Annotated in this window: 16 protein-coding genes and 1 riboswitch; of the genes, 3 read left to right on the top strand and 13 right to left on the bottom strand. The window is 74.6% G+C overall.

From position 1 onward, the window contains the following. Window position 1 precedes the first annotated feature (1 nt). The 5 genes from pgi to AB0H57_RS14500 all read right to left on the bottom strand — a co-directional run bounded on the left by pgi (window position 2) and on the right by AB0H57_RS14500 (window position 5148). Window positions 2–1636: a glucose-6-phosphate isomerase gene (gene pgi, locus AB0H57_RS14520; RefSeq protein ID WP_357506379.1), complete on the bottom strand. Its 1635-nt coding sequence runs from the start codon at window positions 1634–1636 to the stop codon at window positions 2–4. A gap of 167 nt (window positions 1637–1803) precedes the next feature. Further along, entirely contained in the window at window positions 1804–3015 is a 1212-nt protein-coding gene (locus AB0H57_RS14515) for an MFS transporter (protein ID WP_357506377.1), read from the bottom strand. A gap of 64 nt (window positions 3016–3079) precedes the next feature. After that, complete coding sequence (locus AB0H57_RS14510) at window positions 3080–4321, bottom strand: MFS transporter (RefSeq protein WP_357506375.1); 1242 nt, start codon at window positions 4319–4321, stop codon at window positions 3080–3082. After that, window positions 4318–4515, bottom strand: coding sequence for an epoxide hydrolase N-terminal domain-containing protein (locus AB0H57_RS14505; RefSeq protein WP_357506373.1), 198 nt, complete (start codon window positions 4513–4515; stop codon window positions 4318–4320). Before AB0H57_RS14505 ends, AB0H57_RS14510 begins: the two co-directional genes overlap by 4 nt. Before the next feature lie 18 nt (window positions 4516–4533). Next, window positions 4534–5148, bottom strand: coding sequence for an HAD-IA family hydrolase (locus AB0H57_RS14500; protein ID WP_357506371.1), 615 nt, complete (start codon window positions 5146–5148; stop codon window positions 4534–4536). 59 nt (window positions 5149–5207) lie between these two features. Between AB0H57_RS14500 and AB0H57_RS14495 the strand changes: the two genes are divergently transcribed. Beyond that, window positions 5208–6437 carry an ROK family transcriptional regulator gene (locus tag AB0H57_RS14495; protein WP_357506369.1) on the top strand — a complete coding sequence of 410 codons (1230 nt, stop codon included), beginning with the start codon at window positions 5208–5210 and terminating at the stop codon, window positions 6435–6437. Here the strand turns inward: AB0H57_RS14495 and AB0H57_RS14490 are convergent. The 5 genes from AB0H57_RS14490 to AB0H57_RS14470 form a co-directional block, all read right to left on the bottom strand. Next, on the bottom strand, window positions 6413–7150 hold the full coding sequence (locus tag AB0H57_RS14490) for an amino acid ABC transporter ATP-binding protein (protein ID WP_357506452.1): 738 nt from the start codon (window positions 7148–7150) through the stop codon (window positions 6413–6415). The genes AB0H57_RS14495 and AB0H57_RS14490 overlap by 25 nt on opposite strands. A 5-nt stretch (window positions 7151–7155) precedes the next feature. Continuing rightward, window positions 7156–7956: an amino acid ABC transporter permease gene (locus AB0H57_RS14485; RefSeq protein WP_357506367.1), complete on the bottom strand. Its 801-nt coding sequence runs from the start codon at window positions 7954–7956 to the stop codon at window positions 7156–7158. 36 nt (window positions 7957–7992) lie between these two features. Beyond that, window positions 7993–8850: an ABC transporter substrate-binding protein gene (locus tag AB0H57_RS14480; protein ID WP_357506365.1), complete on the bottom strand. Its 858-nt coding sequence runs from the start codon at window positions 8848–8850 to the stop codon at window positions 7993–7995. A 246-nt stretch (window positions 8851–9096) separates the two neighbouring features. Beyond that, window positions 9097–9208, bottom strand: a riboswitch (SAM riboswitch). A 78-nt stretch (window positions 9209–9286) separates the two neighbouring features. Beyond that, a complete protein-coding gene (locus AB0H57_RS14475; RefSeq protein WP_357506363.1) occupies window positions 9287–10231 on the bottom strand; it encodes an acyltransferase domain-containing protein in 945 nt (314 codons plus the stop codon). Window positions 10232–10287: 56 nt separating this feature from the next. Next, window positions 10288–10797: an NUDIX domain-containing protein gene (locus AB0H57_RS14470; protein ID WP_357506361.1), complete on the bottom strand. Its 510-nt coding sequence runs from the start codon at window positions 10795–10797 to the stop codon at window positions 10288–10290. A 201-nt stretch (window positions 10798–10998) separates the two neighbouring features. Between AB0H57_RS14470 and AB0H57_RS14465 the strand changes: the two genes are divergently transcribed. Both AB0H57_RS14465 and AB0H57_RS14460 read left to right on the top strand, forming a co-directional pair. Continuing rightward, window positions 10999–11406: a YciI family protein gene (locus AB0H57_RS14465; RefSeq protein WP_357506359.1), complete on the top strand. Its 408-nt coding sequence runs from the start codon at window positions 10999–11001 to the stop codon at window positions 11404–11406. 8 nt (window positions 11407–11414) lie between these two features. Then, complete coding sequence (locus AB0H57_RS14460) at window positions 11415–12560, top strand: DUF6596 domain-containing protein (protein ID WP_357506450.1); 1146 nt, start codon at window positions 11415–11417, stop codon at window positions 12558–12560. A 46-nt stretch (window positions 12561–12606) separates the two neighbouring features. On the opposite strand, the gene AB0H57_RS14455 is transcribed toward AB0H57_RS14460, so the two are convergent. From AB0H57_RS14455 to AB0H57_RS14445, 3 genes are all read right to left on the bottom strand, one after another. Beyond that, window positions 12607–13242: an SRPBCC family protein gene (locus tag AB0H57_RS14455; protein WP_357506357.1), complete on the bottom strand. Its 636-nt coding sequence runs from the start codon at window positions 13240–13242 to the stop codon at window positions 12607–12609. Then, window positions 13239–13610, bottom strand: a complete 372-nt coding sequence (locus tag AB0H57_RS14450) for a metalloregulator ArsR/SmtB family transcription factor (protein ID WP_357506355.1) — start codon at window positions 13608–13610, stop codon at window positions 13239–13241. The genes AB0H57_RS14455 and AB0H57_RS14450 overlap by 4 nt, the downstream gene beginning before the upstream one ends. 207 nt (window positions 13611–13817) lie before the next feature. Then, window positions 13818–14489 (bottom strand): peptidoglycan recognition family protein, encoded by a 672-nt coding sequence (locus AB0H57_RS14445; protein WP_357506353.1) that lies wholly within the window; start codon window positions 14487–14489, stop codon window positions 13818–13820. Window positions 14490–14532 lie beyond the last annotated feature (43 nt).

The raw sequence follows: 14532 nt of genomic DNA, 5'->3' as shown, positions 1-14532 counted from the left end.
CTCAGGACCGGCCGCGCTCGGCCCGGTAGCGGCGGATCAGCGCCGCGGTGGACGAGTCCACGTCCGACAGGTCCGGTGCCGCGCCGGTCAGCTTCGGCGCGAGCTGGTTCGCCATCACCTTGCCCAGCTCCACACCCCACTGGTCGAACGGATTGATGTCCCAGATCGCGCCGCAGGTGAAGACGATGTGCTCGTAGAGGGCGATCAGCTGGCCGAGCGTGGCCGGGGTGAGCTTTGGCGCGATGATCGAGGTGGTCGGGTGGTTGCCGGGCATCACCCGGTGCGGCACCACCGCCGGGTCGGTGCCCTCCGCCTCCACCTGCTCCTTCGTCCGGCCGAACGCCAGCGCCGCGGTCTGCGCGAAGAAGTTCGACATGAACAGGTCGTGCATCTCGCCCAGGTCGTGGTTGGGCCGGCTGAACGCGATGAAGTCGGCCGGGATCAGCACGGTGCCCTGGTGGATCAGCTGATAGAAGGCGTGCTGGCCGTTGGTGCCCGGCTCACCCCAGAAGATCTCACCGGTGGCGTGGTCGACGGGGCTGCCGTCCAGCGTCACCGACTTGCCGTTGCTCTCCATCGTCAACTGCTGCAGGTACGCCGGGAACCGGTGCAGGTACTGCGAGTACGGCAGCACCGCATGGGTCTGCGCGCCGAGGAAGTTCACGTACCAGACGTTCAGCAGGCCCAGCAGCGCCGGCACGTTCCGCTCGACCGGCGTGGTGCGGAAGTGCTCGTCCACGGCGTGGTAGCCGGCCAGCAACTCCCGGAAGCGCTGCGGCCCGACGGAGAGCATCACCGACAGCCCGACCGCCGAGGGGAGCGAGTACCGGCCGCCGACCCAGTCCCAGAAGCCGAACATGTTCGCCGGGTCGATGCCGAAGTCGGCGACCCGCTGGGCGTTGGTGCTCACCGCGACGAAGTGCTTCGCGATGGCCGAGTCGTCGTCGGCGTCCAGCCCGGACAGCAGCCAGGTCTTCGCCTGCTCGGCGTTGGCCAGGGTCTCCTGGGTGGAGAAGGTCTTGGAGACCACGACGAACAGGGTGCTCGCCGGGTCCAGGTCGTGGGTCTTGTCGTGGATGTCGGTCGGATCGATGTTGGAGACGAAGCGGCAGCTCAACCCCGCGTCCCGGTACGCCTTGAGCGCCTCGTACGCCATCACCGGCCCCAGGTCGGAGCCGCCGATGCCGATGTTCACCACGGTGCGGATCCGCTCGCCGGTGTGCCCGCGCCACTGCCCCGAGCGCACCCGGTCGGCGAACCCCGCCATCCGGTCCAGCACCTGGTGCACGTCGGCGACCACGTCCTGCCCGTCGACGGTCAGCGCGGCGTCGCGGGGCAGCCGCAGCGCGGTGTGCAGCACCGCCCGGTCCTCGGTGGAGTTGATGTGCCGCCCGGCGAACATCGCGGCGACCCGGTCGGTCAGCCCGACCCGCTCGGCCAGGCCGGTCAGCAGGCCCAGCGTCTCGTCGGTGACCAGGTTCTTGCTGTAGTCCACGTGCAGGTCGGCGACCTCGCCGGTGAGCCGCTCACCCCGGCGCGGATCGGCGGCGAACAGGTCCCGCAGGTGGGCGCCGCGCATCGTCTCGGCGTGCTTGCGCAGCGCCTGCCATTCGTCGGTGGTGGTCACACTGGCCATCGGGTCGATCGTCTCCTTCGCCACGGGTCGCCGGCCGCGCCTCGCACTCCGCCGCCGGCTCGTCGTCCAGCCTGCCACCCGCCGACGACGGACGCGACGCGACACCGTAGACCCGCCCCGCCGGGTGGTCGGAGACCCGCCGTTGCGACCTGGACTACGGGGACTTGTCAGCCGGCGGCGACGCCGGGTCCGCGGCCGGTCAGCGCCGGCTCGGCCAGCACCGCCGCCAGCGCGAGCGCCGTCACCAGCCCGCCGGTGACGAAGGCCGCCCCGACGTCCACGGCCGACAGGATCAGCCCGCCGAGCAGCGTGCCCGCCGCGATGCCGACGTTGAAGGTCGCCGAGTTGGCCGCGAAGCCCAGCTCGGTGCGGCCCGGGGTCACGTGCAGCACCCGGGCCTGGGTGACCATGAAGACCGGCACCGCCGTTCCGCCGAGCAGCGCCAGCAGGACGATCACCGTGGCCCGGTTCTCGAGCAGCCCGAGCCCGGTCAGTGCCGCCGCCTGTCCGCCCACGGTCAGCGCCAACGCCGCCCGCGGACGGCGGTCGACGATCCGGCCGACCAGGGCCACCCCGGCGAGCCCGGCGACGCCGAAGACGGCCAGCAGTCCGCCGACCGCGCCGGCGGTGAACCCGGCGGCCCCGGTGAGCAGCCGGGTCACGTACGTGAAACCGGTGAACATGCCGGTCACCGAGACGGCGGTGATCACCAGCAGCAGCGCGAACCGCCCGCGGTGCGGCGCCGAGGCGTACGCGCCGTGGCTGCGCTCCGGCGCGCTGCTGGGCAGCAGCGCGCCCACCACCAGCAGGGCGGCCAGCGCGGCCCCGGCGAGCAGCAGGAACGGCAGCCGCCAACCGTCGCGCTGGCCGAGCCAGGTGCCGGCCGGCACGCCCGCCACGGTGGCCAGCGAGCCACCGATCGACATCACCGCGACCACCCGCCCGCGCACGGCGGGGGAGAAGAGCCCCACCGCGACCGGCGCGGTCACCGCCCAGAACACCGCCTGGGCCAGCGCCGTGGCGACCCGGGCGCCGAACAGCACCGGGTACGCCGTACTGAGGGCCCCGGCCAGGGTGGACAGGGCCAGCACGGCGAGCACCCCGCCGAGCAGCCGGCGCCGGGGCACGTCCCGGGTCAACCGGGCCAGCGGCAGCGAGACGGCGGCCACGGTCAGCCCGTACCCGCCGACCAGCCAGCCCACCCAGGGCAGCGGCACGTCGAGGTCGGCCGCGATCAGCGGCAGCAGGCCGATCGGCAGGTTCTCGGTGGTGTTGAACAGGAAGGCCGAGCCGGCCAGCGCCAGCAGCACCGCCACCCGCCGTGCCTGGCCCGCGCCGTGTCGCACCATCCCGTCCTCCCCGTGCCGGCGTGCGGGCACCCGCCGAGCCTAGGGCACCCAGCCTCGACCGGTGGCCCCGTGCGACGGCCGGTGGCACCGCGGGTCAGCGGCGACGGCTGGTGGCCTCGCGGTCGGGCGGTGCCGGGGCCAGCCCACCCGCCGCCCGGCGCAGACCGAGCAGCAGGGCCAGCAGGACCGGCGTGACCAGGAAGGCGGCCCCGAGCCCGACGGAGCGGCCGAGCGCGGCCAGCGCGGCGGGGGCGACCAGGATCGCCGTACCGGAGGCCAGCGCCCCGAGCGAGGCCGCCACCGGCGGTGACATCCCGGGGGCGGACATGAGCCCGGCCAACGTCAGCGGGTAGAGCACCGCCACCCCGAGGCCGGCCAGGACCAACCCGAGCACGGCCCAGCCGGGGCGGGGCGCGGCGGCGACCGTCACGGCCCCGAGTGCGGTGACGGCCGCGCCGGCCGCGATCAGCGGGCCGGAACGCGCCCCGCGGGACGCGGCGAGCCGGCCGAGGGCCATCCCCGCCGGGAACGAGGTGGCCAGCGCGACGGCCGCCGCGACGGCGAGGCCGGTCTGCTGCAGCCGCGCGACGGCCCAGACCGAGAAGCAGAACTCGACCGACACGGCCAGCACCACCTGGCCCCACCGCCGGGCGACGTCCCCGGGCCGGACGGCCCCGGCCGCCGGGGGGTGCGGCCCGGCGGGGTCTGCCGGTGGCGGGACCTCGGGCGTCGCCGGGTGGTGCGGGCCGGCGAGGCGTTCCCGGGTCGAGCCCCAGGGGCGGCCGGGTGGGGCGGGGTGGCGTTGCCGCGGCGCGGCGGCGATCAGCAGGGCGGCCAGCGGGGTCAGGGCAAACAGGGCCAGCCGCCCGTCCCCGCCGCGCAGGTCGGCCACGGCCAGGGCCAGCGGGGCGGTCACCGCGGCGGCGCTGGCCGCGGCGTTCACCAGGCTCAGCCGGCGGCCGGCGTCCGGGCCGCTGAGCAGCGCCGGAGTGGCCAGCACCAGCGCCGCCGCGCCGAGGCCGAGCAGCATCGCGCCGACCACCGCCGCCGGCACGGTGCCGGCCAGCGCCAGCAGCACCGCGCCCGTCCCGAGCCCGCCGCCACCCAGCCACAGGCAGCGGCGGTACCCGCCGCGCAGCAGCCACGGACCCGCCGCGGCGACCGCGACGAGACCGGCCCCGAAGGTGGACGGCAGCCAGGCCAGATCCCCGGGCGCCGCGCCGACGTCCCGGGCCAGCAGGACCAGAACCGCGCCCAGGCTGGTCACGCTGAACCCCACCGCCGCCTGGGCCGCGCCCGCCAGCCACAACACGCGGCCCGGCCGGGGGCGGCTCACCGCACCACGCGGAAGAAGGCCCGCAGGTCCGCCACCAGGTCGACCAGCTCCAGCACGGAGCCGGGCCAGCCGTGGGTGAGGACGAGGGGCAACGCCCCGGGGCGCGGCCAGCGGGTACGGGCCAGCCGCGCCCGCAGCTCGATGACGTCGGCCGCGGGCACCTGCACCCGGTGGGGTCGGATGTCGACAGGCACCGTCACTCCTCGTTCCGCTCAGCGGTCCAGCAGGTGCGCCAGCTGGACCAGGTCGCGCAGCCGCAGGTCGCCGTCGAGCCCGCGCAGCGCGGCGGTGCGCGCGCCGGCCGCCCGCCCGGCGGCCAACCCGGTTGTCGAGTCCTCCACCACCAGGCAGTGGGTCGCCGGGACGCCCAGCCGGGCGGCGGCGGCCAGGTACGGCTCCGGGTCGGGCTTGCCGGCCGCGACGTCGTCGGCCGTCACCAGCAGCGGAGGGTCGATGCCTGCGGCGGCCAGGCGGGCCTTGGCCAGTCGGGTGTCGGCGCTGGTCACCACCGCCCAGGGCAGGCCCAGCCGGGCCAGGACGGCGAGCAGGTCGGCCGCCCCGGGCAGCGCGGTCACGTCGGTCAGGTCGTCGTACTGCAACGCCAGTTGCCGGGCGGCGGCCACGGCCACGGCCGCCTCGTCGAGGTCCGGGCGCAGCCGGCGCACCGTCGTCGGCGCCGGGGCGCCGTGCGCGACGGCCAGCGCGGCGTCCGGGTCGACGTCGTGCTCGCCGGCCCAGGTCGTCCAGGCCCGCTCGACGGCGGCGTCGGAGTCGACGAGGGTGCCGTCCATGTCCAGCAGCAGGGCCGCCACGCCGCTCAGGTCCATCGTCCACCCATCCCGTCCATTATCCTCGTGCCACGAGGATAAAAGGAAGGGGCAACCGGGTGTCAACCGGGAACTTCGACGCCGGCGGAGGCGGTGCCCGCACCGCCCGCTGGCGCACGGCCGTCGACGTGGTGCGCCACCTGCGGCACCACCCCCGGCCGACCCGCGCCGACCTGGCCCGCGACCTGGCGCTGACCAGCGGGTCGGCGACCGAGATCACCGGCCGGCTGCGGCGGGCGAAGCTGCTTAGCGAGGAGCCGGCGCCGGTCGCCGGCCGGGGCCGCCCCACCACCCTGCTGCGTCCTCACCCCGAGGGCCCGCTGACCCTGGCCGTGGAGATCCGCCACGAGGAGTCGCGCTGCGCCGTGGCGACGGTGGACGGGCGGCTGCACGACGTGCGTACCCTCCGGCACGACGACGGCGGCCCCGAACAGGTGCGCGCCGGCCTCGCCGCCGCCGTGCGCGAGCTGCGCCGGCGCCACCGCGCGCGGTTGCGGGTGGTTTCCCTGGCGGTGGCCGCGACGGTACGCGACGGCCGGGTGGTGCAGTCGGCCGCGCTCGGCTGGGGCCCCGTCGACCTGGCCCCGCTCACCGCCGGCACCCACCTGCCCCTGCTGGTCGGCAACGACGCCACGCTGGCCGGTGTCGCCGAGGCCCGCACCGGCGCCACCGCCGGGGCGCGCACGGCCCTGCACCTGCTCGTCGACGTCGGCGTCGGCGGCGGGCTCGTGGTGGACGGGCGTCCCGTGGTCGGCGCTACCGGCGCCGGCGGCGAGGTCGGCCACCTGCCGCTCGGCGACCCGGGCCGGCACTGCCCCTGCGGCGCCACCGGCTGCTGGGACCTGGAGGTCGACGGGCGGGCGATCGCCCGCCACCTCGGCGACGCCCCGCCGACCGACGCGCGCGACTACGCCCACCGGATGCTGGCCCGCGCCGCGAGCGGCGACACCGGCGCCGCGCTGGCCGTCCGCCGGGTCGTCGCCGCGCTGGGGCGGGGCACGGCCGGGCTGGTCAACGCCCACGATCCCGACGCGGTGAGCCTCGGCGGCCTCGCCGGCCCGTTGCGCGCCGCCGCGCCCGACGACTTCCAGGCCGCGTACGCGGGCGGGCTGATGGCCTTCCACCGGGATCGGCCACCGCCCGTGCTGGACGCCGCCCACGGCGACCTCGGCGCGCTGCGCGGCGCGGCGGAGGTCGGCCTGGACCGGATGACCACCGGGGCCGCCCTCGCCGAGTGGCACGGGGTCGCCACCGGCGACCCCGCTCAGAGCACCTGGGACAGGAACTGACGCAGCCGGGGTTGTTCCGGCCGCTCGAAGATCGCGGCCGGCTCGCCGGCCTCCAGCACCACGCCCCGATCCATGAACGCGACCGTGTCGGCGACCTCCCGCGCGAAGCCCATCTCGTGGGTCACCACCACCATCGTCATCCCGGCGGCGGACAGGTCGGCCATCACCCCGAGTACGCCCTTGACCAGTTCCGGGTCGAGCGCGGAGGTGGCCTCGTCGAAGAGCATCACCTCGGGTCGCAGCGCCAGCGCCCGGGCGATCGCCACCCGCTGCTGCTGCCCGCCGGAGAGGTGACCGGGGCGGGAGTCCGCCTTGGCGGCCAGCCCGACCAGCTCCAACTGCTCCCGGGCCACCCGCACCGCCTCCTCCTCGCCCAGCTTCTTCAGCTTGCGCAGCGCGAGCGTGATGTTGCGCAGCACGGTCAGGTGCGGGAAGAGGTTGAACTGCTGGAACACCATCCCGATGCGCTGGCGCAGCGCGTCCGGGTCGTCGCCCAGCACGCTGCGCCCGTCCAGCAGCACGTCACCCCGGTCCGGCTCGATCAGCCGGTTGACGGTGCGCAGCAGGGTGGACTTGCCGGAGCCCGACGGCCCGATCACACAGGCCGTCCCGCCCCGCGCGACGTCCAGGTCGGCGCCGCGCAGCACCCGGTTGGCGCCGAAGGCCAGGTGCACGTCCCGGACGGCGAGGCTGACCGGGGTGGTGGTGGCGATGCTCATCAGGGCTCCTTGCGGGTCGGGACGGCGGTCTCCGGCGGCAGCGCGGTGGAGCCGGCCACGGCCAGGCCACCGTCGTCCTCCGGGTCGACGGTGACCGCGCGGCCCTGCCGCAGCCGCCGGTCGATCGCGTTGACCGCGTGGGTCAGCGGCACGGTCAGCACCAGGTAGCAGAGGCCGGCCAGCAGCAGCGCCGACTGGTTGCCGGTGTTGGCCGCGTAGTCCTGGCCGATCCGGAACAGCTCCCGCTGGCTGGCCAGCAGGCCGAGGAAGTAGACCAGACTGGAATCCTTGATCAGCGCGATCAGCTGGTTCACCCAGGCCGGCAGCACCCGGCGAATCCCCTGCGGGACGATGACCAGGCGCATCGCCGCGCCCCAGGAGAAGCCGAGCGCCCGCGCCCCCTCCAGCTGCGCCGCCTCGACGCTCTGGATGCCGGCGCGGAAGATCTCCCCGATGTACGCCGCCGCGATCAGCGACAGCGCCAGGATGCCCAGCGGGTACGGGTTCGGCCCCCACACCTGCATCCCGAACGGGGCCAGGCCGACGCCGATCAGCAGGATGGTCGCCGCCGCCGGCAGGCCGCGGAAGACGTCCGTGTAGACCCGCGCCGGCCAGCGCAACCACCGGGTACGGGAGATGCCGGCGACCGCCAGCAGCAGCCCCAGCACCGAGCCGAGCAGGGCGGCAGAGAGCGCCAGGATCAGCGTGTTCGGCAACCCGACCGTCAGCATCTCGGGCAGCGCCTCGCGCATGGAGTCCCAGTCGAAGAAGGTCTCCCACAGGGTGCTCAACGGATCCATCGTCTGCTCCTACCGCCCCGCTCGTTCGTGCGTACGTCAGGAAGCCGCCGACGCCGACGGCGCCGCGACCGTGCCGCTGCCCGGCGTGAAGTCGGCCGGGATCGGCCGGCCCGGGTAGTAGTGCTCCTGGAGCCTGGTCCAGGTGCCGTCGGCGATCACCTGGTCGAGGCCGGAGTTCAGCGCCTCGCGCAGCTCGTCGTTCCCCTTGGCCACCGCGTACGCGGTCGGGGCCGGGCTGATCTGCTTGGCCGCGACCTTGATCTTGCCGCCGCTGTCCGCGGCCGACTTGTCGCCGATCTCGGCCGGGGCGATCCAGGCGTCGGCGGTGCCGGCCTTGAGCTGGTTGATCGCGCCGTTGTAGTCGGGCACCCGCACCGGGTTCAGGCCCTCCTTGGTGGCGTAGTCGTCCTGCACGGTGCCCTGCACCACGACCACCCGCTTGCCGGCGAGCTGGTCGAAGCCGGTGATGGTCGAGGTGGCCGGCACATCCAGCCCGAAGTAGCCGAAGTCGTAGCCGTTGCCGAAGTCCACGGTCTTCTTCCGCGCCTCGGTGATGGTGATCGACGAGCTGCCCACGTCGAACTTGCGGTTGTTGACCTGGGACAGCAGCGCGGAGAAGTCCGTGCCGACGAACTCGACCTTGAGGCCGACCTTGCCGGCCACGGCGGTGAGCAGGTCGTTGTCGAAGCCGGTGAACTTGCCGTCCTTCAGGTACACGTTCGGCGGCGCGTCGGTGAGGGTGCCGGCCCGCAGCACGCCCGGCTGGAGCAGGCCGTACGGGTTGTCGGCGGAGGCGGCGGAGTCGTCCCCGCCGCAGGCGGTCAGCGCGGTGGCGGCGAGCACGGCGGCGGCGCCGAGGGCGGCCACCTTGGACAGGGCAGGCAGGAATCGCACGGGTTTCTCCGATGAATGTCGGGCGGCGCACGGGGCGCGCGCCAGGAGACGGTGCGCCGGACGAGGGCACACCGCTGCGGGTGGTACGAGGAAGGGAAGGGTTCGACTAGCGTGCGGCGCGGCGACGACAGACGCCGCTGCACACCCGCATGAAGTCGATGTGCCGCCGCTTCACCGGTGTGAAGTCCGCGGTGGAAAGAAAGCTGGACATGGTTCTCCTGCGGTCGCTGTGCTGACCTGGGAACCAGGCCACGCTTGCACCGGCGCCGTGCCGGTGCCTGGTCCTCACCCGGAGCACCCCACCGTGGAGGAGGGTTGCCGGCCAGCAAGCCGGGGCTTTGCGCTGGCGCTCATGACCTGCCTGGAAATCTAGAGCCCCGCCGGGCGATCGTCCAGCCGTTATGACCACGCTCACGGCCCGCCGGGGCGGATGCGCCTAGCTCGGGAAGCGGCCGCGGCGCCAGCGCCAGTGGCGGCCGGCGCGCAGATGGTCGACGACCGCGCGCTGCAGCGCGGTGCGGCGCGGCAGCTGGTCGAGCGGGGTGGTCAGGGTGCGGAACACGAACCGCAGCACCTCGACGTCGGCGTCGATCCCCTCCGGCTCCTCGTAGGGTTCCAGCTCGAACCTCCGCTGGAACCGGACGATGTTGGAGTCCTCGGGCAGGTATTCCCGCAACTGCGGGTCGAGCAGCCACGAGCCGCAGGAGAACTCCGGGTAGCGCTCGTCGGGGAAGTGGCGCGGGAAGAACGCGCGGGCCTCGTCGAGCGACGCCTCGACCGCCGCCGGGGTCAGCGGCCCCGCCTCGGGGATGTGCAGGCCGATGGCGGCGTCGCCGCGCTGGTGCTGCAGCCGGCCCAGCTCGTAGAGGCCGCCGCGCGCGTGCAGCGTCAACCAGCTCTGCATGACCGGCCAGCCCGCGCCGCGCATCCGCCGGTCGATCGCGAGGTTGCGGCCCAGATCGGCGAGGGTCACCCAGGACACGGCATCGGCGATGCCGTGGTCGCGGTGGTACGCCCGGACGACGTCGACCAGGGCCAGGTACGCGTACCCGTAGAGATGCCGCCAGGCGGGACCGCGTTCGCGCGGCAGCGCCGGACCGGGCGGCAGCCAGTCGTGGCCCCCGAGATCGGCGCGGACCAGGGCGGTCGAGCGGTCGAGCAGCCAGCGCAGCTCCGGAGTCCACAGCGGAGAGTCGGGGTCGGGCCAGCCCGCCATGATCTCGGCGGCGTCGTCCGGCCGCACCGCGAGCCGGTCGAGGATCGCGGGCGCGTCGGCCCTGGCGGGCAGCGGAGCCGACGGCCGGTCGCCGGCGAGCCGGTGCACGCGCTCGACCTCCTCGACGGGCACCCCGAGCCGGGCGGCGGTGTCGTCCAGATCCACGCGAACGACCGTACCGACCGCTGGGGTCGCCGCAACAGGCCCGGGCGGCCGGCCGGTCAGGGCCGTCGGGCGAAGAAGTCGGCCATCGCCCGGGTGTGCGTGGAGAAGGCTAGCTCCACCGGCTCGGTGAGCACCAGCCACTCGGTGGCCTCCGCGGTCGGCGCCGACGGCGGCAGCCCCGCGGCCGGCCGCTCCGGCAACTCGCCGAAGATCATCATGGTGCCGCCGGCCGGCGCCCCGTGCACGGCGAACAGCCGCGCGTCGGCCGCGTCCGCCACCAGTCCGGTCTCCTCCCGCAGCTCCCGGACCAGCGCGTCGGACCACTCCTCGCCGTACTCGATGAAGCCGCCGGGCAGCGCGAGCAGCCCGCGCGCCGGCTCGATGTCCCGGCGGACCACCACCAGGCCGGGGCCGGCGCCGGTGCGGACCGGCAGCAGCGCCACCGCGACCGGCAGCGGGTTACGCCAGACCGTCTGCCCGCAGGCCACGCAGACCCGCGGCCAGCCGGCCCGCGCCGGGTAGGCGACGCCACAGAAGGAGCAGTGGGAGTACGCAACGCCGGCCATGTCGCGCCACACTACCGGGGTACGGGCCCGCGCTCCGGCGCTGTCATGTTGCGGCAGTTGAACGACGGGATGGAGAGCACCGCCGGGTCGGACACTCCGCTCCAAAAAAGTTCCGACGGCGATGTCGAGAACCCGTGCCCGGCTCCGTCCCCGGGGTGAAGGTGACCAGAATGGGTCGCCACCAGCACCGAGGAGAACACGATGGCCAAGTACCTGCTGCTCAAGCACTACCGCGGCGCTCCGGCTCCGGTCAACAACGTGCCCATGGACCAGTGGACGCCGGAGGAGATCTCGGCGCACGTGCAGTACATGAACGACTTCGCGGCCCGGCTGGAGAAGACCGGCGAGTTCGTCGACGGTCAGGCGCTCGCCCCCGAGGGGACGTTCGTCCGGTACGACGGTGCGGGGCGCCCGCCGGTGACCGACGGCCCGTTCCCCGAGACCAAGGACCTCATCGCCGGTTGGATGGTGATCGACGTCGACAGCTACGAGCGCGCCGTCGAGCTGGCCGGGGAGTTGTCGGCCGCTCCCGGGGCGGGCGGGAAGCCCATCCACGAGTGGCTCGAGCTGCGTCCGTTCCTGGCGGCGCACCCCACCATCACGGAGTGACCTCTCGGATGGACGAGGCACTGCTGCGCAGCCTCACGCCGGGCGTGCTCGGGATCCTCGTCCGCCGCGGAGCCGACTTCGCGGCGGCCGAGGATGCCGTTCAGGACGCGCTGGTGGAGGCCGTGCGCGTCTGGCCGGCCGACCCGCCGCGGGACCCGAAGGGCTGGCTGGTCAGCGTGGCCTGGCGCCGCTTCCTCGACGTGGCCCGGGCGGACGCGGCCCGCCGCCGGCGTGAGGACCTCCTCGAGGAGCAGCCGGCGCCCGGGCCCGCCCCCGCGGTGGACGACACCCTCCAGCTCTACTTCCTGTGCGCCCACCCGTCGCTGACGCCGTCGTCCGCGGTCGCGCTCACCCTGCGTGCCGTGGGCGGGCTGACCACCCGCCAGATCGCCCAGGCCTACCTGGTGCCCGAGGCGACCATGGCGCAGCGCATCAGCCGGGCCAAGCGCACCGTCTCGGGCGTACGGTTCGACCAGCCCGGCGACGTCGCCACTGTGCTGCGCGTCCTCTACCTGGTCTTCAACGAGGGCTACTCCGGCGACGTCGACCTCGCCGCCGAGGCCATCCGGCTCACCCGGCAGCTCGCGGCGGCGATCGACCATCCGGAGGTGGCGGGGCTGCTCGCGCTGATGCTGCTGCACCACGCCCGGCGGGCCAGCCGCACCGCGCCGGACGGCGGCCTGGTGCCGCTCGCCGAGCAGGACCGGAGCCGGTGGGACACTGCGTCGATCGCCGCGGGCGTCGAGATCCTGCAGGCGGCCCTCGCCCGCGACCGGCTGGGCGAGTTCCAGGCCCAGGCCGCCATCGCGGCCCTGCACGCCGACGCGCCCACCGCCGAGGAGACCGACTGGGTGCAGATCGTCGAGTGGTACGACGAACTCGTGCGGTTGACCGACAGCCCGGTGGTCCGGCTCAACCGGGCGGTGGCCGCCGGGGAGGCCGACGGTCCGCGGGCCGGCCTGGCGGCGCTGGCGGCGCTGGACGAGGCACTGCCCCGGTACGCGGCGGTGGCGGCGTACCTCCACGAGCGCGACGGTGACCTGGCGGCGGCGGCACGGCTGTACGCCGAGGCGGCCCGGAAGGCGGGCAACGTCGCCGAGCGCGACCACCTGACCCGCCAGGCAGCCCGGCTCAACACCCGCCGGGGCCGCTGACGGACGCGCAGGCGGGCACGCCGATCCGTCGGCGTGCCCGCGCCGCTCACTCGACCGGCATGCCGGTGTACGCCGCAGTGGTGCGCCCGCCGGCCGCGCGTGCCCGCGCCTCGTCGGTGCCGGCGGCGATGTCCGCCTCGACCCAGGCCTCGCTGCTCTGCGTGATGAACCGGCGCGCCTCCTCGGTCGCCATCCACTCGGCGGCCTGCTCCGGGGTGATGCCGGAGCCCTTGAAGTGGTTCGAGAGCCCGAACAGGCCCATCTCCCAGCCGATGCCGACCGCGCCCGGGCCGAACTGCGTCCAGCGCTCGTCGTCGACGTGGGCGACGTGCTCCAGTTCGAAGCGGGTACGCCCGTCGTCGACCGGGTGCAGCCGTACCTCGATCCAGCTGATGTCGTCGCCCATTTCCCAGGTGGCGGCGAAGCTCTTCGGCGGGTCGCAGCGTTCGACGACGCCCCCGGCGTTGCCCTCGAACTGGTAGCGCCCGCCCAGCCGCAGGTCACCGGAGACCGGCAGGAACCAGCGGGGGATGCGTTCGGCGTTGGTGCACGCGTCCCACATGGCCTCCAGGGGTGCGTCGTAGGTGCGGCTGATGGTCAGCACCCGCGCCTCGCCGGCGGGCAGCGTACGGCGGCTCAGGCTGCGGCGGGCGGCGTTGATCTCGTGCGTCACGTCGGTCATCGTGTTCTCCTGTCGTCGGTGGATGCGGCCGTGTCGGCCTGCGCACGCCGTTCCCGCCGGCCGCGGGCCAGCTCGGTGGCCAGGGCGTCCAGGGCCGGGCTCCAGAACCGGCGGAACCCGTCCAGCCACCGGTCGACCTCCTGAAGCGGGGCCGGGTCGACGGCGTAGAGGCGGCGGGTGCCCTGCGGGCGGACGGTGGCGAAACCGTTGTCCCGCAGCACCTTGAGGTGCTGCGACACGGCGGGCTGGGTGATGCCGAACTCGGCGCCGACGCTCGCGCAGATCTCCCCGGCGGTCAGCTCGCCGTCGGCGAGCAGCTCCAGGATCCGGCGGCGTACGGGGTCGCCGAGGACGTCGAAGGCGTGCACACCGTCTTTATATCAGGCCCAGCTTATATAAGTGAAGCCTCAGGGCCGGCGGCGCGCCGCCCGGCGCGGCTCGTCGGCACCGCGCCGGGCATCAACCCGCGCCCAGCAGCACGGCGGACAGGGTGCCGGGATCGAGCTGCAGGAGCGGGCTCGACTCCCGCACGTCGGGCGGGCGAGACCGGGTGGGAGGGCGCCGCCGCGGTCGGGTCAGCCGCCGAGGCGGGCGGCGACCGCGCTGCGCAGCTCGGGCAGCCGGTCGTGCAGCAGGCCCGGGCACTGGGTGCTGTTGAAGTCCTTGTGGCCGTAGATCTCGCTGGCCGGGATGCCGTACTGCTGGCAGGTGAACGCGCAGAACAGGACCAGGCTGTCCCAGAGTGCCTGCGGGGGCTGCACGTCGAGGTAGATGCCGTCGTTCTCGATCCCGATGGCCTGGCTGTTCTGCCCGACGCAGTGCGCGCCCTGGACCATGGTCTGCCCGTGCACCAGCGCGTACAGGCTGCCGTGCCGGCCCTCGGTGAGGTGCCCGCCCCGGCTGTTGGTGAAGTGCTGGCCCGAGTCGACCCAGCCGTTGGCGTCCATGTGCAGGTCCTGGATGTCCCGGGAGTTCCGGTAGGCCTGGGCCAGGCTGTAGTCGGTGGTGTTCGGGAACGCGGTGTGATGCACGATGATCTTGTTGGGCCGGTTCTGCACGACGGTCATCGCCGCCTTCGGCGGCCGGGCGCCCCAGGTCGCGCAGTTGGCGATCACCGGCTGGTCGACGGTGGCCAGGGCCCGCGCGCCCTGGCCGTCGCCGAGTTGGGTGAGGGTGATGCCACCGGCGGCGGCGCCGAGCAGGACCGCGCCGCGCAGCACGGACCGCCGGGACAGCGGGACGGACATCGGGGTCTCCTTCCGGGGTTGGGCCGCCGAACGGGGTGGCACC

This window comes from Micromonospora sp. NPDC050686 (assembly GCF_040654475.1).
GTDB lineage: Bacteria > Actinomycetota > Actinomycetes > Mycobacteriales > Micromonosporaceae > Micromonospora.
This window is presented reverse-complemented; position numbering and strand designations above follow the sequence as displayed.